29 protein-coding genes are annotated in these 25,355 nt (G+C 69.1%); 13 read left to right on the top strand and 16 right to left on the bottom strand.

The features are described from left to right. Positions 1 to 49 precede the first annotated feature (49 nt). Entirely contained in the window at positions 50 to 2,140 is a 2,091-nt protein-coding gene (locus FXF68_RS12410) for a peptidoglycan recognition protein family protein (protein WP_148759043.1), read from the bottom strand. 86 nt (positions 2,141 to 2,226) lie between these two features. After that, the gene (locus FXF68_RS12415; protein ID WP_246178647.1) at positions 2,227 to 2,766 is read right to left on the bottom strand and encodes a DUF6939 family protein; all 540 of its coding nucleotides are present in this window, start codon (positions 2,764 to 2,766) and stop codon (positions 2,227 to 2,229) included. 178 nt (positions 2,767 to 2,944) lie between these two features. Here FXF68_RS12415 and FXF68_RS12420 point away from each other — a divergent pair, with 178 nt between their 5' ends. Both FXF68_RS12420 and FXF68_RS12425 read left to right on the top strand, forming a co-directional pair. After that, on the top strand, positions 2,945 to 3,514 hold the full coding sequence (locus tag FXF68_RS12420; RefSeq protein ID WP_067902026.1) for a TerD family protein: 570 nt from the start codon (positions 2,945 to 2,947) through the stop codon (positions 3,512 to 3,514). A 6-nt stretch (positions 3,515 to 3,520) separates the two neighbouring features. After that, positions 3,521 to 5,134 carry a TerD family protein gene (locus FXF68_RS12425; protein WP_148759045.1) on the top strand — a complete coding sequence of 538 codons (1,614 nt, stop codon included), beginning with the start codon at positions 3,521 to 3,523 and terminating at the stop codon, positions 5,132 to 5,134. 4 nt (positions 5,135 to 5,138) lie between these two features. Here the strand turns inward: FXF68_RS12425 and FXF68_RS12430 are convergent, their stop codons facing one another. From FXF68_RS12430 to FXF68_RS12445, 4 genes are all read right to left on the bottom strand, one after another. Beyond that, positions 5,139 to 6,197 (bottom strand): isoaspartyl peptidase/L-asparaginase family protein, encoded by a 1,059-nt coding sequence (locus tag FXF68_RS12430; RefSeq protein WP_148759046.1) that lies wholly within the window; start codon positions 6,195 to 6,197, stop codon positions 5,139 to 5,141. A gap of 75 nt (positions 6,198 to 6,272) precedes the next feature. Continuing rightward, on the bottom strand, positions 6,273 to 6,788 hold the full coding sequence (locus FXF68_RS12435; RefSeq protein WP_148759047.1) for a flavin reductase family protein: 516 nt from the start codon (positions 6,786 to 6,788) through the stop codon (positions 6,273 to 6,275). 113 nt (positions 6,789 to 6,901) lie between these two features. Then, positions 6,902 to 7,522, bottom strand: coding sequence for a TetR/AcrR family transcriptional regulator (locus FXF68_RS12440; RefSeq protein ID WP_148759386.1), 621 nt, complete (start codon positions 7,520 to 7,522; stop codon positions 6,902 to 6,904). Positions 7,523 to 7,527: 5 nt separating this feature from the next. Then, on the bottom strand, positions 7,528 to 8,163 hold the full coding sequence (locus tag FXF68_RS12445; RefSeq protein WP_148759048.1) for a TetR/AcrR family transcriptional regulator: 636 nt from the start codon (positions 8,161 to 8,163) through the stop codon (positions 7,528 to 7,530). Positions 8,164 to 8,366: 203 nt separating this feature from the next. On the opposite strand from FXF68_RS12445, the gene FXF68_RS12450 reads away from it, so the two are divergent. Genes FXF68_RS12450 through FXF68_RS12465 form a run of 4 tightly spaced genes read left to right on the top strand, consistent with a single transcriptional unit; the run spans position 8,367 to position 13,099 of the window. Next, positions 8,367 to 9,695, top strand: a complete 1,329-nt coding sequence (locus FXF68_RS12450; RefSeq protein ID WP_187437871.1) for an ABC transporter substrate-binding protein — start codon at positions 8,367 to 8,369, stop codon at positions 9,693 to 9,695. Positions 9,696 to 9,755: 60 nt separating this feature from the next. Further along, a complete protein-coding gene (locus FXF68_RS12455) occupies positions 9,756 to 10,670 on the top strand; it encodes a branched-chain amino acid ABC transporter permease (RefSeq protein WP_148759050.1) in 915 nt (304 codons plus the stop codon). 4 nt (positions 10,671 to 10,674) lie between these two features. Continuing rightward, positions 10,675 to 12,366 (top strand): branched-chain amino acid ABC transporter ATP-binding protein/permease, encoded by a 1,692-nt coding sequence (locus tag FXF68_RS12460; RefSeq protein WP_148759051.1) that lies wholly within the window; start codon positions 10,675 to 10,677, stop codon positions 12,364 to 12,366. Between the two features lie 10 nt (positions 12,367 to 12,376). Further along, positions 12,377 to 13,099 (top strand): ABC transporter ATP-binding protein, encoded by a 723-nt coding sequence (locus tag FXF68_RS12465; RefSeq protein ID WP_148759052.1) that lies wholly within the window; start codon positions 12,377 to 12,379, stop codon positions 13,097 to 13,099. Positions 13,100 to 13,135: 36 nt separating this feature from the next. Here the strand turns inward: FXF68_RS12465 and FXF68_RS12470 are convergent, their stop codons facing one another. The 5 genes from FXF68_RS12470 to FXF68_RS12490 all read right to left on the bottom strand — a co-directional run bounded on the left by FXF68_RS12470 (position 13,136) and on the right by FXF68_RS12490 (position 16,046). Further along, complete coding sequence (locus tag FXF68_RS12470; RefSeq protein WP_246178648.1) at positions 13,136 to 13,576, bottom strand: FAD-dependent oxidoreductase; 441 nt, start codon at positions 13,574 to 13,576, stop codon at positions 13,136 to 13,138. An 18-nt stretch (positions 13,577 to 13,594) separates the two neighbouring features. Continuing rightward, entirely contained in the window at positions 13,595 to 14,425 is an 831-nt protein-coding gene (locus tag FXF68_RS12475; RefSeq protein ID WP_148759053.1) for a hypothetical protein, read from the bottom strand. Between the two features lie 239 nt (positions 14,426 to 14,664). Beyond that, the gene (locus FXF68_RS44635) at positions 14,665 to 14,973 is read right to left on the bottom strand and encodes a DUF397 domain-containing protein (protein ID WP_342787122.1); all 309 of its coding nucleotides are present in this window, start codon (positions 14,971 to 14,973) and stop codon (positions 14,665 to 14,667) included. Between the two features lie 58 nt (positions 14,974 to 15,031). Next, positions 15,032 to 15,217, bottom strand: coding sequence for a DUF397 domain-containing protein (locus tag FXF68_RS12485; protein ID WP_187437873.1), 186 nt, complete (start codon positions 15,215 to 15,217; stop codon positions 15,032 to 15,034). Continuing rightward, positions 15,201 to 16,046, bottom strand: a complete 846-nt coding sequence (locus FXF68_RS12490; RefSeq protein WP_148759055.1) for a helix-turn-helix domain-containing protein — start codon at positions 16,044 to 16,046, stop codon at positions 15,201 to 15,203. The genes FXF68_RS12485 and FXF68_RS12490 overlap by 17 nt, the downstream gene beginning before the upstream one ends. 258 nt (positions 16,047 to 16,304) lie before the next feature. Here FXF68_RS12490 and FXF68_RS12495 point away from each other — a divergent pair, with 258 nt between their 5' ends. The 7 genes from FXF68_RS12495 (at position 16,305) to FXF68_RS12525 (ending at position 20,106) form a co-directional block, all read left to right on the top strand. Next, positions 16,305 to 16,511: a hypothetical protein gene (locus tag FXF68_RS12495; protein ID WP_148759056.1), complete on the top strand. Its 207-nt coding sequence runs from the start codon at positions 16,305 to 16,307 to the stop codon at positions 16,509 to 16,511. A 335-nt stretch (positions 16,512 to 16,846) separates the two neighbouring features. After that, the gene (locus FXF68_RS42300) at positions 16,847 to 17,338 is read left to right on the top strand and encodes an ATP-binding protein (protein WP_187437874.1); all 492 of its coding nucleotides are present in this window, start codon (positions 16,847 to 16,849) and stop codon (positions 17,336 to 17,338) included. Further along, positions 17,335 to 17,664, top strand: coding sequence for a MerR family transcriptional regulator (locus FXF68_RS12505; protein WP_148759058.1), 330 nt, complete (start codon positions 17,335 to 17,337; stop codon positions 17,662 to 17,664). The genes FXF68_RS42300 and FXF68_RS12505 overlap by 4 nt, the downstream gene beginning before the upstream one ends. A 284-nt stretch (positions 17,665 to 17,948) precedes the next feature. Then, a complete protein-coding gene (locus FXF68_RS12510; RefSeq protein ID WP_148759059.1) occupies positions 17,949 to 18,374 on the top strand; it encodes a ribosomal maturation YjgA family protein in 426 nt (141 codons plus the stop codon). Positions 18,375 to 18,839: 465 nt separating this feature from the next. After that, a complete protein-coding gene (locus FXF68_RS12515; protein ID WP_148759060.1) occupies positions 18,840 to 19,301 on the top strand; it encodes an SRPBCC family protein in 462 nt (153 codons plus the stop codon). Then, positions 19,298 to 19,642, top strand: coding sequence for an ArsR/SmtB family transcription factor (locus FXF68_RS12520; RefSeq protein WP_148759061.1), 345 nt, complete (start codon positions 19,298 to 19,300; stop codon positions 19,640 to 19,642). The genes FXF68_RS12515 and FXF68_RS12520 overlap by 4 nt, the downstream gene beginning before the upstream one ends. A gap of 38 nt (positions 19,643 to 19,680) precedes the next feature. After that, positions 19,681 to 20,106 (top strand): VOC family protein, encoded by a 426-nt coding sequence (locus FXF68_RS12525; RefSeq protein ID WP_148759388.1) that lies wholly within the window; start codon positions 19,681 to 19,683, stop codon positions 20,104 to 20,106. A 179-nt stretch (positions 20,107 to 20,285) separates the two neighbouring features. On the opposite strand, the gene FXF68_RS12530 is transcribed toward FXF68_RS12525, so the two are convergent. From FXF68_RS12530 to FXF68_RS12550, 5 genes are read right to left on the bottom strand one after another with little or no spacing between them, the layout of a single operon-like run. Continuing rightward, complete coding sequence (locus FXF68_RS12530; protein WP_222869899.1) at positions 20,286 to 21,146, bottom strand: alpha/beta fold hydrolase; 861 nt, start codon at positions 21,144 to 21,146, stop codon at positions 20,286 to 20,288. Continuing rightward, positions 21,143 to 22,318 carry an acyl-CoA dehydrogenase family protein gene (locus FXF68_RS12535; RefSeq protein WP_148759063.1) on the bottom strand — a complete coding sequence of 392 codons (1,176 nt, stop codon included), beginning with the start codon at positions 22,316 to 22,318 and terminating at the stop codon, positions 21,143 to 21,145. The genes FXF68_RS12530 and FXF68_RS12535 overlap by 4 nt, the downstream gene beginning before the upstream one ends. Continuing rightward, positions 22,315 to 23,166 (bottom strand): alpha/beta fold hydrolase, encoded by an 852-nt coding sequence (locus tag FXF68_RS12540; protein ID WP_148759064.1) that lies wholly within the window; start codon positions 23,164 to 23,166, stop codon positions 22,315 to 22,317. Before FXF68_RS12540 ends, FXF68_RS12535 begins: the two co-directional genes overlap by 4 nt. Continuing rightward, complete coding sequence (locus FXF68_RS12545) at positions 23,163 to 24,080, bottom strand: VOC family protein (RefSeq protein WP_148759065.1); 918 nt, start codon at positions 24,078 to 24,080, stop codon at positions 23,163 to 23,165. Before FXF68_RS12545 ends, FXF68_RS12540 begins: the two co-directional genes overlap by 4 nt. Further along, positions 24,077 to 25,252, bottom strand: coding sequence for an acyl-CoA dehydrogenase family protein (locus FXF68_RS12550; protein ID WP_148759066.1), 1,176 nt, complete (start codon positions 25,250 to 25,252; stop codon positions 24,077 to 24,079). The genes FXF68_RS12545 and FXF68_RS12550 overlap by 4 nt, the downstream gene beginning before the upstream one ends. Positions 25,253 to 25,355: the final 103 nt, after the last annotated feature.

Here is a 25,355-nt window from a genome sequence, read left to right on the forward strand (position 1 = left end):
GGTGAGGAGCGGGCGGGGGCCTGCGCCCCCGCCCGCTCCGACCCGCATGTCAGCGCAGGTAGACCAGGCCGTCGATGCCGACCGTCGGGCGCCCCTTCGTGCCCGCGACGACGATCTTGATGGTGTGCTTGCCGCCGGTGCTCCAGGTGCGCGTCCACAGGAGCTGGCGGTAGGCGGTGGACGAGGCCCGCGTGTCCAGCGTGCCGATCTTGGCGCCGTCCACGTAGACGACCACCGCGCCGACGTTGGTCGCCCGCTTGAAGATCAGCCCGGCGGTGCGGCCGGTGAACGTCCAGCTCGCGCTGGCGCCCTTGGAGCCGCTGTAGAGGCCGCGCCCGCCCAGGTAGGACTTGGTGGTCGTGACCTTCCACGTGCCGGTGCGGCGCGCCGAGCCCTCGCTGATCCCGCCCGCGTAGCGGCTGATGGCGGCCGTCCCGGTGTTGCCCGCGGCGTCCGCGGCGGCCAGCGCCCACGACTGCGTGGCGCCCGGCTTCGCGCTCGCCGCCCAGGTCGTCGTGGTCGGCGTGAACGTCTTCGCGGCCGGGGACGTCGCCTTCAGCGCGGTGAGCAGCGTGTTGTCGGTCGCCTTCCAGCCGAACGTGACCGGGATCGCGGTGCTGTTCACGGTCGACTTGCGCAGCGCGAGCGCCAGCGACGACACGGCCGGGCGCGTCGTGTCCGCGACCACCGTGAACTGCGGGGACGCGGACGTCGTCCCGTCCGCGAAGGTCGCGTTCAACTGCACCGCGTGCGCGCCGGGCGCGAGGTTCACCGGCGCGGACGTGTCCCCGGCGGCGGGCGTCGCGGCGGTCGCGCCGTCCACGCTCACGGTGTAGGACGCGCCGTCGGCGGGCGTCCAGTTCAGCGTGGCCGGGCCGGTCGTGTAGTAGCGGCCCCCGGCGGCGTTCGCGCCGGTCAGCGTCGCGGCCAGCGCGGGGACGGTGATCTGCTTCGCCGCCGTCCGGACGGCCGGAAGCGCGGCGTAGAGCTGCGCGCCCGGACATGCGGTCGCGAACCCGTCGCGGTGGCCCGAGATCGTGTAGAAGTCGACCTTCTGGCCTTGCGGGTACTTGCCGTCCGGCACGTTCGAGGTCAGCGTCGTCTTCGCGGTCGGGTCGACGCCCGTCAGCCCGAGCTTCCACGCCGCGACCTTCGCGACGCCGTCGAGCGACGCCTTGGTCGGCGTCACGCCGGGCGTCGTCGGGTCGTTGGCGGCGGTGTAGGTGCCGAGGACGGCGATCCCCGTGCTGTCGGTGTTGAACCCGTACGTGTGCGCGCCATGGACGGGACGCTCGACGCCCCCGGCCCGTCCCTCGAACACGGTGCCGCACTTGTCGACGAGGAAGTTGTAGCCGATGTCGTCCCAGCCCTGGCTCTGCACGTGGTACAGGAACACCGACTTGATGACGGACGCGGACTGCGCGCACGTGTAGTCGTTGCCCGTGTCCGTGTGGTGGACGAACGCCGCCTGCACCGAGGTGTCGTAGGTCGGCGGGTTCCGGACGATCGACTCGTCCGCGCCCCACCCGGAGCGCGGCACGATCGTCGGCTTCGGCGCGGTGACCGGCCCGGCCAGCGGAGTGGTCGCGGCGACGAGCTTCATCCCCGTGCCGGGCGCGGCGGCGCGCGGCTTGGGCACGACCGTCCGGCCGGTCTCGGGGTCGACCAGGTCGACGCGCAGGCCGTCCGGGAGGGTGCGGCCCTGCCCGGTGACGCGCACCTCGACGCCGTTGGACGGCCCGACCCACAGCCCGCTCGTGCCGCCGCGGCCGCCCCGGTCGGGGGCGTCGGCGGACGCCGGCTCGACGGAACGCCAGCCCGACCAGGCGCCGGTGCGGGCGTCGCGGGTACGGAGGTGGACCGTTCCATGGAGTTCGTCCCGCGGCTTGTCCCAGGTGACGCCGACCAGGCTGAACGGCTCCGTCCGCGCGGCGGGCAGGCCCACGACCTTGCGTCCGGCGGGCTCGGCCGTGGAACCGGAGGCGGGGAGGTCGGCGAGCGCCCGTGCCTGCACCCGGCCGCGGCCCGGCTTCTCCTCGGACGCCCGCGTGGCGGTCGAGTGGGCCGAGACCGTCCAGGTCACGGTCCCGGCCACCGCCACGGCGGCGGCGGCCGACACCCCGATCAACGTACGCTTCACGATGTTTCTCCGTTCACGGCCAGGCCCATGATCAGGGAGCGCCACAGCCGCCCCAATTGTCACACATGTCCTGGATGTCGGATGACCTAGCCGGGCGTCCGGGTCCGGCTAGGCGGGTCCTCGATTCGGCGCGCTATCAAAGCGGCATGGGAAAGGGGCTTGGAAAGGTCGCTCACGTCGCCATTCGTCGTGTAGTCGAGAAGGACGACGGTCTTGGCACGGCTCAGTTCGCGGAGTTCGGCGACCAGGTCCGCGGCGCGATTGTCGAGCATCCACGAATAGGTCGGCAGGTAGATCAGGCGTCTCGCCTCCTCGTACCCGAACAGGCGATCACCCAGGCGGTGGCCGAGTGGCGGTCCCAGGCGCCGGGCCGTGCGCTTGATGCCTTTCATCGTCGTGATGTTCAGTTTGCCGAAGTCCTCCGCTTCGGAGGCGAAGACCTTCAGCGCCTGCCAGACGCCCTCCACGGATTGCGAGGTCAGATCCGGACGGCCGGGAACCGGAATTCCGCCGTGCGGATAGAAGGGGCTGAGGCGCGTCCAGGGCTCGGGGGCGCGGGACGTCACGTCCAGGATCAGGGCGTCGGGGAAGTCGCGGTGGAGCGTCGTGCGGCGGCGGCCGGCCACGTGGATGGGCATGGCGCGCAGCCTCCCGCACGGGTACGACAGTTCTCCTCAAGACGAGAATGACCAGGGCCGGCGAATGGGATGACAACGGCGGGCCGGGCTGCCAGGCTTTCGTCGCACCTGGTCCGCCTTTCCGGGGACCGGGTCGCCGTTCAGGGGACATGAGGAGGCGACGGCTGTGACCGTCTCTATGACGAAGGGCCAGCGGATCTCGCTGGAGAAGCCGGGCGGGGCGCTGCGCATGGTCCGGATGGGCCTGGGCTGGGACGCGGTGAAGAAGAAGGGCTTCTTCGGCTCCCGCGAGCGCGAGATCGACCTCGACGCGTCCTGCGTGCTCTTCGCCGACGGCCGCATCGCGGACGTGGTGTACTTCGGCAAGCTGACCAGCGACGACGGGTCCGTCCGGCACACCGGGGACAACCTGACCGGGGCGGGCGACGGGGACGACGAGTCGGTCATCGTCGACCTGACGCGGCTGCCCGTGCACGTCACGTCGCTGGTGTTCACGGTCAGCTCGTTCAACGGGCAGACCTTCAACGAGGTCGAGAACGCGTTCTGCCGCCTCGTCAACGAGACCGACGGCGGCGAGCTGGCCCGTTACACGCTGACCGGCGGCGGCGCGCACACCGCGATGGTGATGGCCCGCCTCTACCGGCACGGCGAGGCGTGGAAGATGAACGCGATCGGCGAGCCGTGCCACGGCCGCACCTTCGAGGACATGCTGCCGACCATCACCGGCCTGGCCTGAGCGCCGATGCTCGAACTCTCGTCCGGCGCCAACGCGCCGCTGCCCGCGCGCCGGGTCACGGTCACGGTGTCCTGCGCCGTGCCCGTGGACGTCAGCGCGCTGCTGGTCGGGCCGGACATGCGCGTCCGGTCCGACGACGACCTCGTGTTCTTCAACGCGCCCGAGGTCCCCGGCGTGCGGTGGGCCGACGGCGGCGGACGGCAGCGCGTCGAGCTCGACCTCGACGCGGTCGCCGCGGGCGTCCACGCGGTGCTGGTGGCGGTCAGCCTGACCGGCGGCGGCGTCTCGTTCGGGACGGTCCCGCCCCCGCAGGTCCAGGTCGCTGCCGCGGGCGGCGAGGCGGTCGCGGGGTTCACCGTCGCGGGCCTCGGCGCGGAGAAGGCGATCATCGGGCTGGAGGTCTACCGGCGCGCCGACCAGTGGAAGGTGCGCGCGGTCGGCCAGGGCTACGCGGGCGGGCTGGCCGAGCTGGTCGAGGCGCACGGGGTCGAGGTGGACGACCCGGGCGAGGCGGCCGACGCCGGTCTCGGCTCCGCGCCGCCCGGCCCGTCGCTCGGCGCGCCGCCCGGCCCTTCCAGCGGGCCCCCGCCGACTCCGGGGCCGTCCTCGTCGGAGGTCGGGTATCTCGAACGGTGCTGGCTGGTCTGGGAGGACGCGAGCCGTTCGGTGGCGGCGTTCCGCGCGTCCACCGAGCACGCGCTCAACGTCCGCAACGACGAGGTGACCGGGCGGACGCCGCGCGGACGGTTCGACGAGCTCATGGCGGCGGCCGACCGGCGGCTGCGCGACGACGCCGCGCAGCTCCGCGACGAGCTCGCGGGCGTGGAGCCGCACGTCACGGCGGAGGCGGCGCCGTTCGACGCGCCGTCCTGGCTGACCTGGCGGCCCCGCGCCGACCTGGCGGAGGGGATGCTGCTCGGCCGCCTGTCCACCGCCGAGCTGCCCGACCTGCGGGTGCCGCTCGTGCTGCGCGTCCCGTGGCGGGGCGGTGTGTGGATCTCCAGCGGGACGGCGCCCGGCGACGCGGCGGCCTACGCCTGGTCGCTGGTGGCGCGGTTCTTCGCCGCCGTCCCGCCCGGCGTGGCCGGGCTCGAGGTGATCGACCCGACCGGGCTGTCCGGCGCGGGCATGCTGAACACGCTCGACCCGGCCGGGACGCGCCTGCTCGGCGGCGGCGTGGCGACCGGCCCGGCCGCTGCGGACCGGGTCCGGCGGCTGCTCGACCTCGTCGACCTGCGCCGGATCGGCGGCTCCGACGACGACCCGGCCGCCGCCGGGCCGCCGGTCCGGCTCGTGGTGATCATGGACGCGGGCGCTGCCCTCGACGGCGAGGACGCCCACCACCTGCTCCGCCTCGTGGAGGACGGGCCGCTGGTCGGCGTCCCCGTGCTGCTCGTCGAGTCCGACACCCCGGCCGCGGAGTCGGTGCGCGCGATCCGGCTCCGCCAGTCGTGCAACAACCTGCCGTCCAGCGAGGGCACGATCGGCGACTTGTGGGTCGGCGTCGACTGGACGCTCACCCCCGAGGTGCTCCCGGACGCGGGCGACGGCACCCGCGTCCCGGCGCTGCTCGCGCACGTCCTCGGCGAGCACGCCCGCGCCATCGCCTCCTTCGACTAGCCGCTCATTCGGCCGGGGTCTCGTCGTCGTAGAGGCGCGTGACGATCTCGCCGTCCTTCGTCACGTAGCCGTTGATGATCCCCTTGGTGCTGTGCGGGGTGGCGAGGGTGCCGCGGCCGTCCAGGGCGATGACGCCGCCGGTCGCGCCCAGCGCGGTGATCTTCTGGTTGACGACCGTCGCGGCGGCCTTGGTCACGGGCAGGTGCGCGTACTCCATCAGCGCGGACACGTCGTGCGCGGCGACGCCCCGGATGAAGACCTCACCGGTGCCGGTGCAGGAGATGGCGAGGGTGCGGTTGTTCGCGTAGGTCCCGGCGCCGATGACGGGGGAGTCGCCGACCCGTCCGACCTCCTTGTTCGTCAGGCCGCCGGTGGACGTCGCGGCCGCCACGTCGCGGGAGCCGTCCAGGGCGACCGCGCCGACCGTCCCGCCCACCTCGGACTGCCGCGCGCTCGGGTTCCCCTTGGCCGCCATGAGCTGGTCCCAGCGGCGCTGCGTCCAGAAATAGTCCTGCGTGGTGTACGGGACGCCGTTGCGGAGCGCGAATTCGTCCGCGCCCTTTCCGGCGAGGAAGACGTGCGGTGATTTCTCCATCACCAGCCGGGCGAGGGAGATCGGGTTCTTCGTGTGGTGGACGCCCGCCACCGCGCCCGACCGCTGGTCCTTCCCGTTCATGATCGAGGCGTCCAGCTCCTGCTCGGCGTCGGTGTTGAACACCGCGCCCTTGCCCGCGTTGAAGAGCGGGTCGTCCTCCAGGACGTTGACCGCCTTCTCGACCGCGTCGAGCGCGGGCTTACCGTCCTTGATCAGGCCGTAGCCGGTGCGCAGGGCCTTGGCGAGCCCGTCCCGGTACGCCTTCTCCTGTTCGGGCGTGAGGCTCCCGCGCGGCAGCGAGCCCGCGCCGCCGTGGACGGCGAACACGACGTCCCGCACACCGCCCCCGGGCACGGTCGCGGGGGCTCGCGCGGGTAAGGCCGCCGCGGCCGGGAGCTGGGAGCCGGACAGCCCGACGACCAGCGCGGCGAGCCCGGCGAAGACCGACAACGAACGCTTGGGAGACATCACAACCTCCTCGGTGGATGATCATGATGGTCCCCGGGGCGGGCCCCGCCGACACGCTCAATACCTGCCGAACCGCTAGTGCGGTGTGAACGTCCCGTAGGCGCCCCGGTGGAACAGCAGCGGGGTGTCGTCGTCGCCGAGCTGGAGGTGCTCGACCCGGCCGACGACGATCTGGTGGTCCCCGGCGTCGTGGAGCTGCTCGGTGACGCAGTCGATCCAGGCGACCGCGCCGTCGATGACCGGGTTCCCGGCGGGGGACGGCCGCCAGCCGATGTCGTGGAACTTGTCGGTCTTGCGCATCGCGATGGCGCGGCAGACGTCCTCCTGCGCGGCCGACAGGACGTTCACGCAGAACCGCTCGCCCGACTCGCGCAGCGCCCGCCACGAACTGGAGCTCTTGTCCGGCAGGAACGCGACGAGCGGCGGGTCGAGCGAGACGGAGGTGAACGAGCCGACGGTCATGCCGAGGGCCGTGCCGGCCGCGTCGAGCGCGGTCACGACGACGACGCCGGTCGGGTAGCGGCCGAGCACGTGGCGGAAGCGCGCCTGATCGATGACCGGCGCGCCGTCCCCGTTGGCGGTCAGCGGCATGACGGAACTCCTCCCTGTAGCGATCACTACAGAGATTGCCATGAGAGACCCCGGCGTGACAACCGTCTCGTTCGCGCCGGGGCCTCCGGCTCAGACCGCGCGGGGCCGCGAGCTCAGCCCGCGACGGCCCGCTGGACGATGGCGACGATGACCTCGATGAAGTCGTCCGGGTCCCAGTCGTCGTGGATCTGGTGGGCGAGGAACAGCCCGTCCGTCGAGGCCAGGACGATCCGGGCCAGGTCCATCGCCAGCTCGGGCCGCCGGGCCTGCAGTTCGGCGTCGAAATACGAGGTGAACCAGGCCGCGATGCTGTTGGCGACGGCGTCCCGGGTGGCGAGGAAGTACTGCCGCGCCTCCGCCTCGACCTCGCGCGACTCCAGCAGCAGCATGTGCCCGATGCGGAGGAAGTCGGGCGCGTCGGGCAGCGTGCGCACCGACCGGGACAGGATCGCGCGCAGCCCGTCGGCGAGCGAGCGCTCGTCGCGCGGGTCGCGCTCCCAGCGCGGCTGCGCGGCGATCCACTGCTCGAAGCTGTGCCGGACGACCTCCGCGATCAGGTGGTCCTTGTCGCGGAAGAACCAGTAGACGGAGCTCGCCGGAAGGCCGGAGCGCTTGGTGACGCGGGAGATCGTCGTGCCCTCGTAGCCGAGCTCCGAGGCGATCTCGGCCGCGGCCCGCAGGATGCGCACCCGGGAGATCTCCTGCTCCTCGGGGGAGTCGCCGGTGGTCGCCATCGTGGTCACGCCGCCTCGTCCAGCCAGCTCAGGGCCTGCGCGTGCACGCCCGCGGCGATCAGGTCGACGATCCGCTCCAGGTTCCAGCCCCGGCCCGAGTGGACGCCGATGTACAGCCCGTCCATGACGGCGAGGTGGAACCGGGACATCCGGTCGGCGACCTCGCGCGCCCGGTCCGGGTCGCCGTCCGGGAGGACCTGCTCCCACCAGTCGCGGATGGCGGCGCGGGTCTCGCCGCGCACCTCGATGTAGCGGCGCCGCGCGGCGGGCTCCTTCGGCCGGTTCGCGAGCCCGAGCATCAGCCCGAGCCGCCAGAACTCCGGCTGGTCGGCGATCGCGTGCGAGGCGCGCTGCAACCGGTCCCGGACCTCCTCGGCCGGGTCGGAGATGCCGACCCGGTCCTGCCAGGTGGGGGCGGTCTCGCGCCAGCGCCGGTAGCTGAACTCCAGGGTCTCGGCGAGCAGCTCGTCCTTGTTGCGGAAGTGCCAGTAGACGGAGCTCGCCGGCAGCCCGGTCGCCTCCGTGACCAAGGCGATCGAGGTGCCGTCATAGCCGCGCTCGGCGGCGATCGCGAGCGTCGCCTCCAGGATCCGCGACCTCGACTCCTCGCCCCGTTGATGGCGACGCGCCGTCTTCCGCATCCGCTTCTACTCCTCTGGCCTTTGGAAACTCGGCCCCGGCAGGGGGTTGTGCCGCCCATCACATCATGGGTACGGTCGCCTTGCGTCCCTGTAGTGATCACTCCAGTCAGTGTAGTGATCAGTACGGATTTTCCCGGACGCATGTGCTTCCTGGCAACGCCGCGGCGTTGGTCAGCGAAACGGAGAACACGATGCCCACCCGGATGCCCATCCCTCGCACCAGTCACCGCGGCCCCACCGTCCGGCGGCGGCTGATCGCCCCCGTCGTCGCCGCGCTCACCGCGGCGGCCCTCGCGGCCTGCGGCTCCGGCGATGCCGGAGTCAGCGCCGAGGACGCCCAGAGCCAGGCCACCGACCTGGTCAAACTCCTGAACATCAAGGACGGGACCGACCTCGGCGGCAAGGTCGAGTTCAAGCTCGGCGCCGCGCTGACGCTGTCCGGCCCGTCCGCCAGCAACGGCGCTTCCATGAAGAACGCGATCGAGCTGGCCACCAGGCAGATCAAGGCGGCCGGCGGCCCGACGATCACGCTGAGCGTCAAGGACATCAAGGGCCCCGACCCGGTCGCCGCCAAGCAGGCCGCGTCCGAGCTGGCGTCCGAGCGCGTCCCGGCCAAGATCACCTCGATGGGCGACGGGCTCGGCGCGATGCTCGCCGACACCGACAAGAACAAGATCCTCAGCCTGGACGGCGTGGGCGGCGCCCAGGTCTTCACCAAGGGCACCCAGTACTTCTACGGGACGCGCGAGGTCGCGCCGTCCGACGCCGTGCCCGGCGCGCTGGAATGGTTCAAGCGCGCCAACCCCAAGGGGAAGACGGTCGGCCTCGTCGGCGTCGACCTCGGGCCGCTGAACGCCGCGATCCAGGCCGACATGAAGGCGAAGATCGAGGCCGCGGGCCTCACCTTCAACGGCCTGTGGGAGACCGTCTCGCCCAGCTCGCAGGACTACGCGAGCATGATCTCCAAGGTCAAGAAGAACGAGCCCGACCTGCTCTGGGTCGCCTTCGGCGGCGCCGCGCCCGGCGCGTTCGCCGCGCAGGCCAAGAGCGCCGGGATCGGCAGCGAGCTGCTCGGCATCGAGTTCACGCAGGAGGCCGTCAAGGCGTCCAAGGGCGTGCTCGACAAGGACGGCTTCAAGTTCGCGATGGACTACTTCGACGCGGCCAAGCCGTCCAACCCGCTGGCCAAGCTGTTCGCCGGGGCCTACGAGAAGGCGTACGGGGAGCCCGCCGACTTCTACGCCGCGAACGCCTACGAGGAGACCCTGATGGTCTGGGACCTCATCCGCCGCGTCGTCGCCGCCGGGGGAGACCCGTCCGACAGCGCCCAGCTCAAGGCCGCGCTGGAGAAGGACCCGAAGTTCGCGTCGGTCTACGGCGGTGACGGCGGGACGGTCGGCACCCTCCAGATCGACCTCGCCACGCACGGCGTCGCGAAGCGCCCGATGGGCGTCTTCGAGTACAAGGACGGCAAGGTCAAGCCGCTCGCCACCTACGACGTCAAGGGTCAGGACTTCCGCCTCGCGGACTGATCGGTCTGTAGGGGGACGGCCCGCGCGGGCCGTCCCCCGTGCCTCGACTCCGGAGGAGCCATGCACGACCTGCTGGACGCCGAACTCTGGCAGCTGACCGCGAACGGCCTGGTCAGAGGCGCGTTCTACGCGGCGCTCGGAGCCGGGCTGGCGCTCGTCATCGGGGTCACCACCCGCTTCCACTTCGCCTACGCGCTCACCTACACCGTCGCGCCCTACATCGCCTTCTGGGTGATGGACGGTCTCGGCGTGCCGTTCTGGCCGTCCGCGCTGGTCGGGCTCGCCACGGCCGTCGTCGTGAGCGTCCTGCTGGAGGCCGGGGTGTACGAGCCGGTCGCGCGCCGCGCCGCCGACCGCGCCATGCTCGCCGTCCTGGTGACGTCGATCGGCGTCAGCACGGCGGGCATCGCCCTGCTCCAGCTCAAGTTCGGGACCAGCAGCCTGCCGTTCTACGGGCCGGACCAGGTGCGGCACGACGTCGGCCCGGTCCGGATCTCCAACTTCGAGATCGACCAGGTCGCGACCTGCCTCGTCCTGGTCGCCGGGCTGGCGGCGTTCCTCGCGTTCACGCCGATCGGACGTTCGATCAAGGCGGTGCGCAGCAACCCGGGTCTGGCGTCCGTGCTGGGGATCAGCGTCCGGCGGGTCAACCTCGTCTGCTTCGCGATCGCCGGGTTGATTTCGGGCGCGTGCGCGCTCTGGTACGGCCTCCTCTACACGGTGCAGCCCACCATGGGCGACACGACGGTCATCTACGGATTCGTGGTCGCGTTCCTGGCCGGGACGCGCTCGTCTCCTTTGCGCGCGCTGCCGGTCGGCATCGGGCTCGGACTGCTGGAGCAGTGGGCGTCGATCTGGCTGTCGCTGCAATGGACGCAGACCGCCGTGTTCACCGTCCTCGCCGGGTACCTCGCGTTCCTCGCGGTTCGCGGACGGCTGCCCCGGTTCCGTTCCGTGTCGCTGCGGAGGGCCTGACGCCGTGTGGATCAACTATCTGGACCAAGCGCTGCTGCTCGCGGCGCTCGCCGTCAGCGTCAACCTGCTCGTCGGCTACGCCGGGCAGGTGTCGGTCGCGCACGCCGCGTTCGCGGGTGTCGGCGGGTACGCCGTCTGTTTCCTCGCGGGCGAGCACGGCTGGCCCTACCTCGCGTCGCTGGTCGTGGCCGTGCTTGTCGCGACGGCGTTCGGCGTGGTCATCGGGCTGATCGCGCTCGGGCTCGCGCAGGAGTTCCTCATCCTGATGACGCTCGCGTTCTCGCTGGGGATCATCGGCGTCTTCGCCACGTTCGACTCGCTCGGCGGCGTCATGGGCCTCACGGGCGTCGACGGCCTGCGCCTGTTCGGCTTCGAGTTGGACGGGCCGTCCGACTGGCTGATTCCGTCCGCCGTCGTGCTGGTCCTGGTGTTCGCGGTTTGCCACCGCTTGGGCGAGTCGCCGTACGGACGCGTCCTCAAGGGCATCCGAGAGGACACCGTCGCGACCCGCGCGCTCGGCAAGAACACCTTCGGCCGCAAGGTCGGCATCTTCGCGATCACCAGCGGGCTGACCGGGCTGATCGGCGGCGTCTACTCGGGCTGGCTCGGGCAGGCGACGCCGTCCGCTTTCGGCTTCCCGCTCGCCATGGCGGTGTTCGCGATGGTGATCGTCGGCGGCAACGCCAACCTGGTCGGCTCGATCGTGGCCGGTGTCGTCCTGACGATGATCGAGCCGGTGTTGCGCGAGGTTCTCGGCGTGCAGAGCACGCAGGCCGCGCTGTGGCAGGTCGTCCTCTATGGCGCGCTGCTGGTGCTCGTGATGATCGTCCGACCGCAGGGCTTGTTCCCGGAGCGGTCGAAGCGCGTAGCGCCGCCCGGCACTGGCGCGAAGGCGACGCCGCGCTCGCCGTCCGCCGGGGCGCCCTACGCGGACGCGGAGGTCGTGCTGCGGGCGGACGGCCTGTCCAAGCGCTTCGGCGGCATCACCGCCGCCAAGGACCTCGCCCTCGAACTGCGGCGCGGCACCATCACGGCACTCGTCGGCCCGAACGGCGCCGGGAAGACGACGGCGTTCAACCTGCTCACCGGCACCGTCGTCCCGGACACGGGATCGGTGCGGCTGAACGGCGCGGAGCTGGTCGGGATGCGTCCCGACCTGATCGTCCGAGCCGGGCTGGTGCGCACTTTCCAGGACGTCCGGCTGCTCGACCGCCTGACCTGCCTGGAGAACGTCATGCTCGCCGTCCCCGACCAGCCGGGCGAACGCCTCGGCCGCCTGTTCGTCCCCGGCCGCGCCGTCTCCCGCGCCGACCGCGCCGTCGCCGCGCAGGCGATGGAATGGCTCGACTTCGTCGGCATGGCCGACCACGCCGGAACGCCCGCCGACGCGCTCTCCTACGGACAGTCGAAACTCGTCTCGCTAGCACGGGCTCTCGCCACCCGCGCGGACGTCCTTTTGCTGGACGAACCCGCGTCCGGCGTAGACGCCACCTGGGTCGAGACCATGCTGAGCATGGTCGCCGCCGTCCGAGAGGAGGGCCGCACCGTCTGCCTCGTGGAACACAACCTCGACGTGGTGCGCGAACTGGCCGACCACACCTACTTCATGGAACTGGGCGAGATCACCGCGTCCGGCACGCTCGCGGAACTGACCGGCTCGGCCCGGCTCGCCGAAGCCTACTTCGGCGCACAGTAAGGGGGACGCGATGACCACGGTGCAGAACGAGCCACTGCTCGACGTAAACGACCTGATCGCAGGCTACGGCCGCAAAGAGGTCCTGCACGGCGTCGCCCTCCGTGTACACGCGGGCGAGATCGTCACCTTGATGGGCCACAACGGCGCCGGAAAGACGACCACGATCAGGTCGGTGCTAGGCGCCGTCCGCCCCCGCTCCGGGACGGTCCGAATAGCCGGACAAGACACAACACGCCGCCCCGTCCGCCGCGCCGTAGCGGCGGGCGCCGCGATGATCCCGTCCGAACGCTTCGTGTTCCCCGACCTCTCAGTACATGACAACCTGCTCCTAGGCGCCGCGAACGCCCCCTCCGGCACCAACACCGCCGAACGCCTGGCGGCCGTCAAGGAACTGTTCCCGATCCTGGACGAACGCGAAAAGCAACCAGCCGGTTCAATGTCGGGCGGCCAGCAACGAATGGTGAGCCTGGGAATGGCCCTGATGGCCCGCCCCCGCCTCCTACTCCTGGACGAACCGTCCCTGGGCCTGGCGCCGTCTGTCGTGGAGACCATCTTTGCCCGCCTGCGCTCCCTGGCCGACGACGAACAGATCGGCATCCTCCTCCTGGAGCAGAACGTCAAACAGGCCCTCCAGGTAACCGACCGCGCCTACGTAATGCGCTCAGGCCAAATAATCCTCGAAGAAACCGCCGAACAAATGAAGCAACGCCCCGACTTCTGGGACCTCTTCTAAGCAGAGTCATCAAGGACCAGTCGGGTCCGTCCCGGCTCAACGCCGCTGCTGGAATTTCTCCACGAGGCGGGATACGTCGTCGCCGAAAAGGAACTCATTCAGTTGTTCGTGTTCGGCGATGACCGCGGCGCTCCGGGCGAACATGGCCTGCTCGTATTCGCTCAGCGCGGTTTCGGGGTCGTCAGGGTGCGCGGCGATGGCCTTGCCCATTTCGGCGCCGTCGAGCATGGCCAGGTTGGCGCCTTCGCCGCTCGGGGCCGCGAGGTGGGCGGCGTCGCCGAGCAGCGTCACGCCGGGCACCCGGCCCCATCGGTGCTCGGTCGGCAGAGCGTAGTGGGGCCGCAGGACCGGCCCGGTGTCGCAGTCGCTGATCAGCGCGGTGAGCTCGGGCGCCCAGCCGTCGAACTCCGCCGCGATCCGCGCGGTGGCCGCGCGGGCATCGGTGAAGTCGATGGCGGCGGGAACTCGACTGGGCACTGTGCTCAGGCATCAATGTCAGTCGCCTTGTCGACGTCCTCGGGCTGAAGCCGCGCCCTTGGACATGCCGAGGCGATGCCGGTCCGTCGAGGTGGTGACGCGTCCGACGCCGCGAGACGTGTCCTGCACGGGCTGGACTGCCTTGTCCGGGCGGTCGTCGAATATCTCAATCCTTGCAAGCAGCCCGAAAGTCTTGGGTCTGGCCGAGTCGTGCGTCTGCTCACCGAGCCGCGCATCAGCCGTCGCCGCCCTCCGCGCGTATTCGCCCGCCTCGGCGGCACGGTTGTTGCGGGAGGCGGCAGCAGCGGCACGTCTCAGCAGGTATCGCCAGCCGGACAATTCGCCCCGGGCGGCTGCGGACGTCTTCGGCTCGATCTGGTCGGCGGCGTCCACGCAGAGCTGTTGCACCTCGTCCAGGCGGCCCTGCCGCAGCATCGCCCACGCCTGCGAGGACACCGACGCCGCGGCCAGGGGGATGTTCCCGATCTCCAGTGCGTCGCGCAGGGACGTACGCAACGCGATCAGCGCGAGGTCGTGCGCGCGGATCTGGATGAGGTACCGCCCGGCCAGTCCAGTGACATGGGCGCGGAGGCGAAGCGCCTCGCGGCGGTCGCCCCCGGTGTCGTAGGCGTCGACGTGGTGGTGCGCGGACCGGACGAGGGCAGGCATCACCGCCGCGAAGCCGTCGTAGTCGTCGCCGTGGTACTTCTCGGCAGCCGCGTCGACGGCGCGGCCGAGCCTGCCGAGGTCAGGATGATCGAGGTCGGCGGTGCCGTACAGCGGGTTGCCGCCGAATCCGCAAGGCGGATTGATCGCCGACCTCAGGTCAGCCGGGACGACCTCGTCCACGATTCCGTCGCGCAATGGCCCTGCCTTCCCGGAGGTCTCGATGACCTCAGCGTAGGTCGCAGGGCCGCCTTCGTCAGCGCCCGAGGGCAAACGGCTACGGCCTGGACACAAAGGGTTACCCCACCGAGTCCGACGGAGACTGCTAAGTAGGCTCTGACCTGCGGATACTCGGATACCGGGTCCGACGGACTCGGGAGCCATCCGGCGAAATCTTGGGGCGGGCTATCTGCTTTACCGCCTTATAGGTCGTGCCGACCGCGCTTGACGTCAATGAGCAAGGCGGCCCACGTGTGCCGCGCCACAGTCAGCGTCGGGCCATCCGGGTTCTTGGAGTCCCGCACGGCGATTGACCGGTCAAGGTCTGCGAGTTCAACGCAGTCACCACCGTTGGCACCAGTGTACGAAGACTTACGCCATTTCATGACTTTCACTCCGTCCATAGTTCTTCGATCACTCTCCTGATGAACGCGATAAATTCTCGTGCTCGGAGACTCTCCGCACGACCTTGGGGCGGCTCCTTTGTGCGGCTCCCCTTGGAGCGGAGGCATAGACGCAAAGAACCCCCCAACGGGAGGTTCTTTGGGGCGGGCTATCTGGTTTACCGCCTTATAGGTCGTGCCGACCGCGCTTGACGTCAATGAGCAAGGCGGCCCACGTGTGCCGCGCCACAGTCAGCGTCGGGCCATCCGGGTTCTTGGAATCCCGCACGGCGATTGATCGGTCAAGGTCTGCGAGTTCAACGCAGTTACCTCCGTTCGCCCCGGTGTGCGATGACCTACGCCATTTCATCATCCGACTCCGTCCATAGTTCTTCGATTATCTTCATTATAAAGCTGATTGACTCGTGCGCTCGGAGGGCCTCTGCGCGAAAGTCGTCGAACATGTACCTGAGGCGCGCTACCTCTTGCGTGTCCTCGATTACTTCGCCGGTCAGTTGGTTGTCTACGTAAGCGACGTCTTCGGCGTTCTCAATGCTCGCGATGACGAACCCGCTTAGGAATCCGGCGCACACTGAGGAATCGGCAGGGATGACTTGCACGATGACGTTGGCTCGTCGGGCCATCTCGACCAGGTGACTAAGCTGGCCACGCATGGTCCTGCAATCGGCGACCAAGTTCCGTAAAGCGCCCTCAGCGATCAAGGCTACGAGCTTCGGAGGTTCTTCCGCGTCCAGGAGTTGCTGACGTTCTAGACGCTCGGCGAGCATGCGTTTTGGATCGGCGTTTCGATGCGAAGCACGCAAGACCGTACTTGCGTAGTCTTCGGTCTGAAGCAGCCCAGGAATGAGAAGCGGCTCGAACGTCCACCATGCGTTGCTGACTTTTTCGACTTCCCGCCACTGGCCGAACCACTCGACCGGCACCGCATCGCTAACCAGCTCGTTTCGCATCCTGGCGAGAAAGCCAGGCTTCTCCCCATCGCCGAGGCCGAGAATTTTTTCGGCACTCATCAGGTCTTCGGGGCGCGGTATCCGTCTGCCACGCTCCCACTGTCGGATAGAGGATTCAGACACAAAGACGGCCTTAGCCAGTTCGTCCCGATTCATCCCTTTTTCCTGGCGGGCAAGCATGATTTCCTTACCAAGAAACTTTCGGGGCGACCTACCGTTGCGCTGATTCATGGGGGGTACATCTCCGCACGCATGGGGGGCGGGGGGTTGACCGGTCGGCGTGCCTGTGCTTTCGCCTACCAATCTTAGGTGGCTCGGGTCACTGTGAATACCCCGAGAGCGCGTAACCCGCAGGTGGGGACGCCCGACATGAGGGCGGCCCCGACCGGTGCGCCAACACCGGATGCGGGGCCTTGATCGGAAAGGTGGTTCCGACCCGTGCGCAACCTACACGAACCGGCATCGACTAGGAGTGACCTCCTACGCAGAGTGCCCCAAGACACAACGGCGCAGAGCATCCAGTCGCAAACGCGCGGCCGGTGGGTGTGCTGGTACGGGCACGCGACCGGCCACTACTGGGGCATGCCCCGTCCGCCGTACCCGTGGTTCGGAATCGTCGAGGGCGACTCTCCCGAAATGCTCACCGCGCGTATCGCGGAGGTCGATAAGTACCACGGGCGGGGGCGGCGGCTGTGAACCCCGCCCTCCAGAGGGCGGAAAGCGGGAAGACGCTCACGTGCCGTCCGGCGGGAATGGTCCCCGTCGCGGTGGCGGCAGGTGATCGACCCGGCAAGGCGGCCCATATGACCCCCGATAGCGCATACGAGATGTACAGCAAGAACGGAGTATTCATCATCGCCGAGCGGGACGGCCCGGTAGTCGGCGCGTTCTACGCCCCCGAGCGACCCGCATCCCGGCTGGTGGCGCGGCCACGCCTTCGGCAGGCCGCGGCGCCTCTTCCTCCCCGACCTCGAACCCTCGGACGTCGCAGTTCAGTTCATCCCCGATCGCCCCAGCCTGCAGGACGACGTATGACTCTCAAACACGCCACGCACCTGGCAAATCCCATCCGCTCCAGTGACATCCTCGACATCACCGGGCATCCCGCTTCCCTCGCCGTCGCACGTCACTTCCTGAAGCGGAACCTCCAACGCTGGGGAGCGCCCAGCGTGGTGGACGACATGCTCACTGTCGGCGGCGAACTGGTGACGAACGCCGTGGACGCATGCGGTGAGATCTGCCAGACGGATCAATGGCAGATGAACGGCGTATGCAAGTACATTCGCATTCGGGTGCTGAGCTTTTCGTCCACCGTGGCCGTGGAAGTCTGGGATCGCCTACCCGGCGAACCCGAGCTGCAATCGTTCGACTCCACGCTCCTCACACATCAGCTCCCCACGACCGGGCGCGGCCTCCAGATGGTCGAAGCCCTTTCTATGCGGTGGGGCTTCTACCCCGTCGCCCCCTGGGGCAAGGTCGTGTGGGCAGAACTGGAAGTCAGCAACCAGGTGGTAAACGCGTGATCCTGGTCGACCCGATCAACGACACGACCGACCGGATCAGTTGGGGCTGGATCGCCGTGTTGTACGGCGTCCAAACCAGCAACTGGCTCCGCACCCATGAGGCGAGCAGACTCACCGGCCTGTCGCCGTCCACCCTCGTACGTTGGGCTGAACGAGGCGCCATAAGCCAGATCGCCGGGGCGCGAAGAAAGGACAACGCCTACCTGCACCCGGAGCTGGAGGTAATCCGCTGCGTCACCCACAAAATGACCGAACGTGACGGGCCGCCGAACCTCCGACTGGTCAAGGCGCATATAGAGGACGTGGTCTACAACGGGTTCAGGTGAGAATACGTGGAAAATCCGTGGTCCTTCGCGCCCTGACGGCAGTGGTCGCGGGAACGAGCTCCGCACTGCGAAAGGCGCTCGGCTGGGGAACCTGAGCCGACCGCTTCGCCAGGCTCCTGCTGTCAGGCGGCTGACACCTGCGTGACGCTGCTTCTCCGTGGGCTTAGAGCTCCTAACCAAATGATCACTGTGGTCGAGGGGTCGCTGGTACTCCAGCCGCACTTGGAGATCTTGATTCAACCAGACGATCGCGCCATGGCGTCGCTGCCACCTATGATCGCGCGATGTCGCTCGCAACGCGCTTGACCCGGCTGCTGATGGTGGTGCTGGCAGCTGGCTCCGCAGGCGCGGCCTACGCAATCCGCGCCGTGATGGACGGGCCTATCGAACAGTACTCAGGCGCCGCCTTGTCCGCGATCATCGTCTACGCGATAGTGATCTTCATCTGGCCGCGGATCTCCCCTGTGCCCGCTGGCAGCGCCGTGATCGCGTATTGCTGGTTCATCGAGTTCGCACAGCTCACTCCCGTGCCAGCGGCACTTTCCCAACGCAGCTGGCTCGCGCGCCAACTGCTAGGTGCTCGGTTCGACCTCATTGATGTCGCCTGGTACCCCGCCGGTGTCATCCCCTTGGTCGCCGCGCACTGGTTCCTCCGCGCACGTGCACGTTCCCAGGCAAACCCGACGCCCACTGAGTCTTGGAGGTCCTAGCGGAAAGATCAGCGGACGAGGCGGCGCCAGCAGATGATGGAGGCGGCCGGGGTCAGGAACGCCTCGTGGACGTCGTCGCGGATCCCCCAGCGGATGCGCAGGCGGCGGAACCAGCGCAGCAGCGCGATTGTCCGTTCGACGAAGTAGCGGTGCTTGCCCAGGCCGGAGCCGTGCTTGGTGTCGCGGCGGCCGCTCCGGTGCTTGATGCCCTTGGCTGCGACCAGCCGTCGGTCAGGATGTGGTGCTTGGAGCCCGTTCGTGCGCGGTCGACCGGGCTCGGCCCGGGCTTGCGCATGACTGGTCCTCCTTGCCCACCGCGCGGCCCGGAGCCCCGCTTCTCGGCACCAGTACCCCAGAACCCCGCTCAGTGACCATGTGATTACAGATCATCGCAACCGATGGTTGCGTGTCGATGGGGCGCGAGCTAAAGTGCAACCAATGGTTGCTACTTGCTGGGGAGGGGTCATGGAGTACGGCTCCATCGGGCGCGAGATCCATGTCGACGCCACTCCCGACGTCGTCTACGAGGTCATCACGAAACCTGAGCACATCGCGCAATGGTGGGGATTTGACGCCTCGTTCCCGGCCGTGCCGGGGGGCGACGGGCGGATGACCAGGCAACGGCGGGACGGTACCGGCACGCTCGTCGTGCCGATCCACGTCGTCGAGGCGGACGCGCCGCGGCGGTTCGTCTTCCGCTGGGTTCACCCGAAGGATCAGCAGGCGACGCCGCAGAACTCGCTCCTCGTGACGTTCGAGCTGGTGCCCGCCGACGGTGGGACGCTGCTGCGCCTGACCGAGGCCGGCTTCCGGGAGATCGGCTGGGAGGCCGCGCAGCTTGAGGCGCATTACCGCAGCCATCGTGTCGGCTGGGACGAGCACCTCCCGAACCTGGCGGCCTACGTGGCGGGCCTGGTGCGGTCGTGACCTCGACGATCGACGACGAGTTGTGGGCGGCCATCGGCGACCCGACCCGGCGTCGCCTGCTGGACGTGCTGCTCGCCGACGGCTCCGGCACGGCGACGAGCCTGAGCGGCCATCTGCCGGTGACGCGCCAGGCGGTCGCGAAGCATCTGGGCGTCCTGGAGCGCGCCGAACTGGTCGTGCCTCGCAAGGAGGGCCGCGAGGTGCGTTACGTCGTCAACGAAGCGCAGTTCGCCCGCGCCGTCGAGCAACTGGCCTCGGTCGGCGCGGCATGGGACGCGCGCCTACGCCGCATCAAGACGATCGCCGAGTCGATCCAGGCACTGCGCCCGAAAAACGAATAGGCCCGACCGTCAGGGCCCGCATGCAGGAGAGCGAGATCATGACCCAAGTAATCTTCGGGAACCATTCGGCGGTTCGAGTGCGCAGGACGGAACGGGACAAAATCCGGAAGTTCTACCGCGACGTCCTGGGCTGCGAACTCCTCAGGAAGTTCGACGACAAGGACGACTTCCGAATAGGAGACGAGTTCTATATCGCCTTTCTCTACGAAGCCGGTGACGGGCGAGATGTGGACAAGGGCGTGACCTACGCCGCAGAGGACGCCCTGACCGATGACGACTTCCTGAAGGCGATCTTCCTGGAACTCAAGGCCGAGGACGTCGAGAAAATGCGACAGAGAATCATCGACTTCGGCGTCAAAGTACTCGACGTCCCGGATCCGCACCTGTACTTCCAAGCCCCGGGAGGCCAAGTGTTCCGCCTGGTCGGCACCACCGAAGACCTCTCCAGATACGAGGGCAACTGAGAGGAGTCTTCTCATCGCCATGCCCGACGTGTTCCCGTGGATCCGTCACCTGAGCACTGAAGAGGTCCGCGCCTTCACCGTGGAGCTGGTCGAGGCTTTGTCCGATGTCAGGGTCGGCACCAGCGAGGCGGTATGAGGCTGGGAAGAGCTGTGCCGCCTCGCTGTGCCGGACGGCGACGTTAGATCTGGTTGTTGAGGAGGGCCAAGAGGAGGGTCTCGAATTTTTCGGGGTGTTCTATTTGGGTCCAGTGGCCGCATTGGGCGATTACGTAGAGGTTGGCCTTGGGGAGTGCGTCGGCGAAGTAGCGGCTTGCTTCTACCGGGATGATTCGGTCGTCGCGGCCGTGGACGCATAGGACGTCGTGTGTGATGGTCGCCAGCTCTTCGCGGGTGAAGAAGCGGCGGGTGCCGTTCGGGTCGAAGGACGCCTCGTGCGACCGGCGGACGTCGTCGCGGTTCACGTAGGACATTCGCTCGGCCACTACGCGGTCTACGGTGTCGAGCATGGGTTCTAGGTCGTACACGAACTCGCTGAGCAGGCCCTTCAGGGATTCCGCGCTTGGTGAGGCGTAGAACTCGCGGAGGTGCGTCAGGCCGGGGCTGACCGGCATGTTCGGCGCGCCGCCGCTGCCCATGAGCAGCACCTTGCCGACCAGGTCGGGACGGGCCAGCGTCATCAGGATGGCCAGTTGTCCGCCCATGGAATTGCCGACCAGGTGGACCTTCTCCAGGCCGAGGACGTCCACCAGGGCCAGTAGGGCTTCGGCTCGGAGTTCGTTGAACGGGCCCATTCCGCGGGGCGGGTCGAGCGGGTGGGTGGAGTCGCCGAAGCCGATCTGGTCGGGGGCCAGGCACCAGAAGCGGTCGCCGAGGTCGGCGATTGTGCGTTCCCAGTTCGACAGGCCCGTGGCGCCGGGGCCGGAACCGTGCAGGAAAAGTACGGCTTCCGTGGCGCGGGTGCCGGACTCGTGGAGGCGGAACGTCAGTTTGTCTCCGCCGACGCTGACCGCGATGTCGGAGGAGGTGATCGGGGAGGTCACAGGTGCACCTCCGCGGGCTTTTCGGCGCCGAGGTGGCGTCCGCCCCATGCCTTGGCCAGGGGGTCGCCGAAGAGGAAGGCGTGGCTTCCGGCGGCCACCGCGTCCTGGAACTTCGTCTGGAGAGGGTGGTCGATGAAGGCCGAACGGCCGGACGACACCCGCATCAGGGTTTGGACGGTGTCGAGGGCCGCGTTCGCCGAGCGGGCCACGTCCCAGCGCCAGAAGGCGCGCTGCTCCAGTGACGGGATCTCGTGGCGTTCCGCGTGTTGCATCAGTTCGTCGGCGGTGCGTCGCACCTTGAGGACGGCCGCGTCGAGCTGCCAGGCCGCCTCCGCGACCTGGTTCTGGACGGTCGCCTCCTCGCGGAGAAGCTGCCCGTAGTTGGTCCGGCGGCCGCGCGTCTCGCTGACCCACTGGTCGTAGAAACCGAGGCACGCGCCCAGCGCGCCCGCCGCGATGATCAGGTTGAAGGTGACGGCCCAGGGCGTCCGGTACAGCGGGCCGTCGTTCAACTCCTGGCCGGGCAGGGGCGTGCCGAGGCCGTGCGTGTAGAACACGTGCGACTGGCCGCGGTGCTCGGGGACGAACACGCCGTCCACCACGATGTCGTTGGAGCCGGTGCCGCGCAGGCCCGCGACGTTCCAGGTCTCCTCGATCCGGTAGTCGCCCTCGTCGAGGATCACGGACGTGAAGTCGGGGTACTCGACGCCGTTCAGCTCGCGCCGTCCGGCGATGCCGCCGAGGATGACGCCGGAGCAGATCCCGCTGCCGGACGAGAACGACCAGCGTCCCGACACCTGGTACCCGCCGGGGACTTTCTCGATTTTCCCGGTCGGCGTGTAGGACGACGCGATCCGCCGCCCCGGGTCAGCGCCCCAGATCTCCTTCTGCGTTTCCTCCGGAAACAATGCGATCTGCCACGGGTGGACGCCCACGACGGACGCCACCCACCCGGCGGACGCCGACGCCCGCCCGATCTCGATCACCGTCTCCGCGTACTCGGCGAGATGGACCTCGCCGCCGCCCCATCGAGCGGGCTGGAGCGCGCGGAGCACGCCCGTCGAGTCGAGCGCGGCCACCGCCTCCGCGGTGAGTTTTCCCTGCTCAGCGCTTGAAGCGTCGGCCGCCGCGAGCGCCGGCGCGGCCGCCCGCGCCTTGTCGATCATGCTCATTCGTTCCGTCCTCCGAGGAAGGTCCGCACGATCGCCTGGAAGCGCGCGGCCTGCTCGATCTGCGTCCAGTGCCCGCACTCGTTGATCACGTAGAGATCCGCCCGCGGGAGGTGTTCGGCCAGGTAGTAGCTGCACTCCAGCGGGACGATCACGTCCTGGCGGCCGTGCACCACGAGCGTCGGAAAGTCGATCTTCGCGAGGTCGTCCGGCGTGAAGCTCAGCATCTCCGGGCCGAACATCGCCCGGTGCCCCGCCTCGATCCACGGCCGCCGGACGATCGGCATCCGCTCGGCCGCGACCTTCTCCACCGTGTCGCCGAACGCGCTCTTGTCGTGGACGAACTGGATCAGCAGATCCGCCATCGCCTCCACGGTCGGGTCGTCGAAGTACGTGATCAGCTTGATCAGTTCGGGTGTCGGCTCCAGGCCGGGCATGCCGCCCGAGCCCATCAGCACGATCCCCTCGACCAGTTCGGGACGGAGCTGCGCCATCCGCAGCGAGTACATCCCGCCCATCGAGTTTCCGACGAGGACGACCTTCTCCAGGCCCAACGCGTCCACGAGCTGGAAAAGCGCGTCGATGCGGACCTCCGCCTGCGCCTTGAAGCCCTTCGGCTGCGGGTCCGGAAAACTGGAGTCGCCGAAGCCGAGGATGTCGGGCGCGACGCAGTGGAAAGTGTCGCCGAGCCCCTCGATGACCTCCCGCCAGTTCGACGCGGCCGTCACCCCGGGCCCGGAACCGTGCAGGAAGAGCAGCGTGGGCGCGCCCGGCGTGCCGGTCTGGTTGACGCGCAGGTGACGGCCGCCGCCGATCGCGACGTCCTCGACCCGGATCCCGGAGGCGCTCATTCGGCCGCCTCGGGGAGGGTCCGGAAAATTCCGGGCGGGCCGTCCAGGTACGCCTGGGAGCGGTGGTGCCCCCAGATGGACGGCAGGTCGTGCGTGCCCGCGACCCAGGTCAGGTCGTCCACCGTGATCCCGCCGTGCCCGTACTCGATCTGCATCGAGGACGGCGTCTGCACGTAGATCGACGTCATCAGGTCGTTGGTGTGCCGTCCGAGGGACAGCAGGATCTCCCGCTCCGGGTCGGCCGTGAACAGGTCGATCGCCGTGCCGAGGTCGTCGAACGACTCGACCTCCAGCATCAGGTGGTTGATCCCGGTCATGCCGGGGATCTCCGCGACGGCCAGCGAGTGGTGGCGGCCGTTGCAGTGGTAGAAGCGCAGGTTGAAGATGTCGCTCTTCACCCGGTCGGACAGGCGGAAGCCCAGCGTGTCCGCGTAGAAGGCGTTCGCCTCGTCCAGGTTCGGGACGATGAGCACGATGTGCCCGAGCCCCAGGTCGCCGGTGACGAAGCGGCCCCGCATGGGACGCCCCGGAAAAAACGAGTTCGGGTGCGAGTACTGGCCCCAGACCAGCTCATGCCGGTTGCCGAACGGGTCGGTGAACCAGTACAGCTCCGCGACTTGCCGTTCTTTCAGCTCGTCCGCGCCGCCGTCGCGCACGTCCACGCCCTTGCCGCGCAGTTCCGCGACGTACGACCGCAGGACGGTCTCGTTGCCGCAGTCCCAGCCGACGTAGCGAAGCTCGTCCCGCTCCGCCGGGTGGACGGCGATGCGGTAGCCCCGGTCGTCGACCTTGACCCGGACGGCGCCGTCCGCCCCGTCCTCGGCGATGACCGCGCCGAGCAGCCGGGTGGCGTAGTCGCGCCACTCCTCGGCCTTCGGGGACGCGATCCCCAGGTAAGCGAGTTGCGAAATCACAGCATGACCTCCGGAGCGGACGAGTCGAGAAGCGCGGCGCCGTAGTACCGGCCGACGCCGTCGGAGACGAGGAACGCGTGCCCGAGCTCGGCGATCACGTCCTGGTAGACGCGGTGGAGGGGGTGGTCGACGAAGACCGTCCGGCCGGACGCGGCGCGCATCAGCTTGTTGATCGCGAACCCGACCTCCTGGCAGCCCTTGGTGACGTTCCAGCGCAGCCGCGCCCGCTGCCGCTTGTCGAGGTGCACGCCCGCCTCGGCGGCCTCGGTGATCGTGTCGATCGCGTCGTACATCTTCATGACGGCCGCGTCGTGCACCCATTCGGCCTCGGCGAGGTGCATCTGCATCAGCGGGTCGTCGGCGTAGGTGCCGCCCCAGTTCGCCTTGCGGACGCGGGTGTCGGACGTCCAGTCGTCCAGGACGCGGCGCCCGAGCCCGAGCATCGGCGCGACGAGGACCAGGTTGAACATCACCGCCCACGGCACCTTGTAGAGCGCGGCCGGGTTGGTCTCCATGCCGGGCGCGGGACGGTCCGGGTTGTACTCGTACAGCGGGCTGGACAGGAAGCGCCGCGCGGGGATGAACGCGTCCGCGACGACGATGTCCTTGCTGCCGGTGCCGCGCGACCCGCGCACGTGCCAGGTGTCCTCGATCTCGTACTGGTCGCGGTGCAGCAGCGCGGATCCGTAGTTCGGCACCTCGACGCCCGGCGCCGCCTCGACCTTCCCGGCGAACCCGCCGAGGATCACGCCCTGCGCGTGGTCGCAGCCGGACGAGAACGACCAGCGTCCCGACACCCGGTAGCCGCCGTCGACCGGCTCGATCTTCCCGGTCGGCGCGTAGGACGAGGAGGCGTTCCAGTCCGGGTCGGACTCCCAGATCTCGGCCTGCGTCTCCTCGGGGAACAGCGCGAGCTGCCACGGGTGCGAGCCCATGACCCCGGCCACCCAGCCCGCCGACGGCGCGATCCGGCCGAGCTCGTAGACGGCGGTGAGGTGCTCACGCAGCGACAGCTCGGCGCCGCCCCAGCGCTTCGGCTGGAGGCCGCGCATCAGGCCGGACTCCTGCATGAACGTGAAGGCCCGGCCGGTCAGCGAGCGCTGCTCGGCCGACAGGTCCTCCTCGGCGCGAAACTCCGGCTCCAACCGGCGGATCTCGTCCAGGACGGTCATCGGCGTCAGTTCCTTCGGTGGTCGGGGTGGTCAGGGTGGACGGTCACCAGGTGACCGACATCTCTGTAATAGTCACTACATGGACCGTAGAGCGATCGTTCCA

The sequence above is a fragment of the Actinomadura decatromicini genome, from assembly GCF_008121305.1.
GTDB lineage: Bacteria > Actinomycetota > Actinomycetes > Streptosporangiales > Streptosporangiaceae > Spirillospora > Spirillospora syzygii.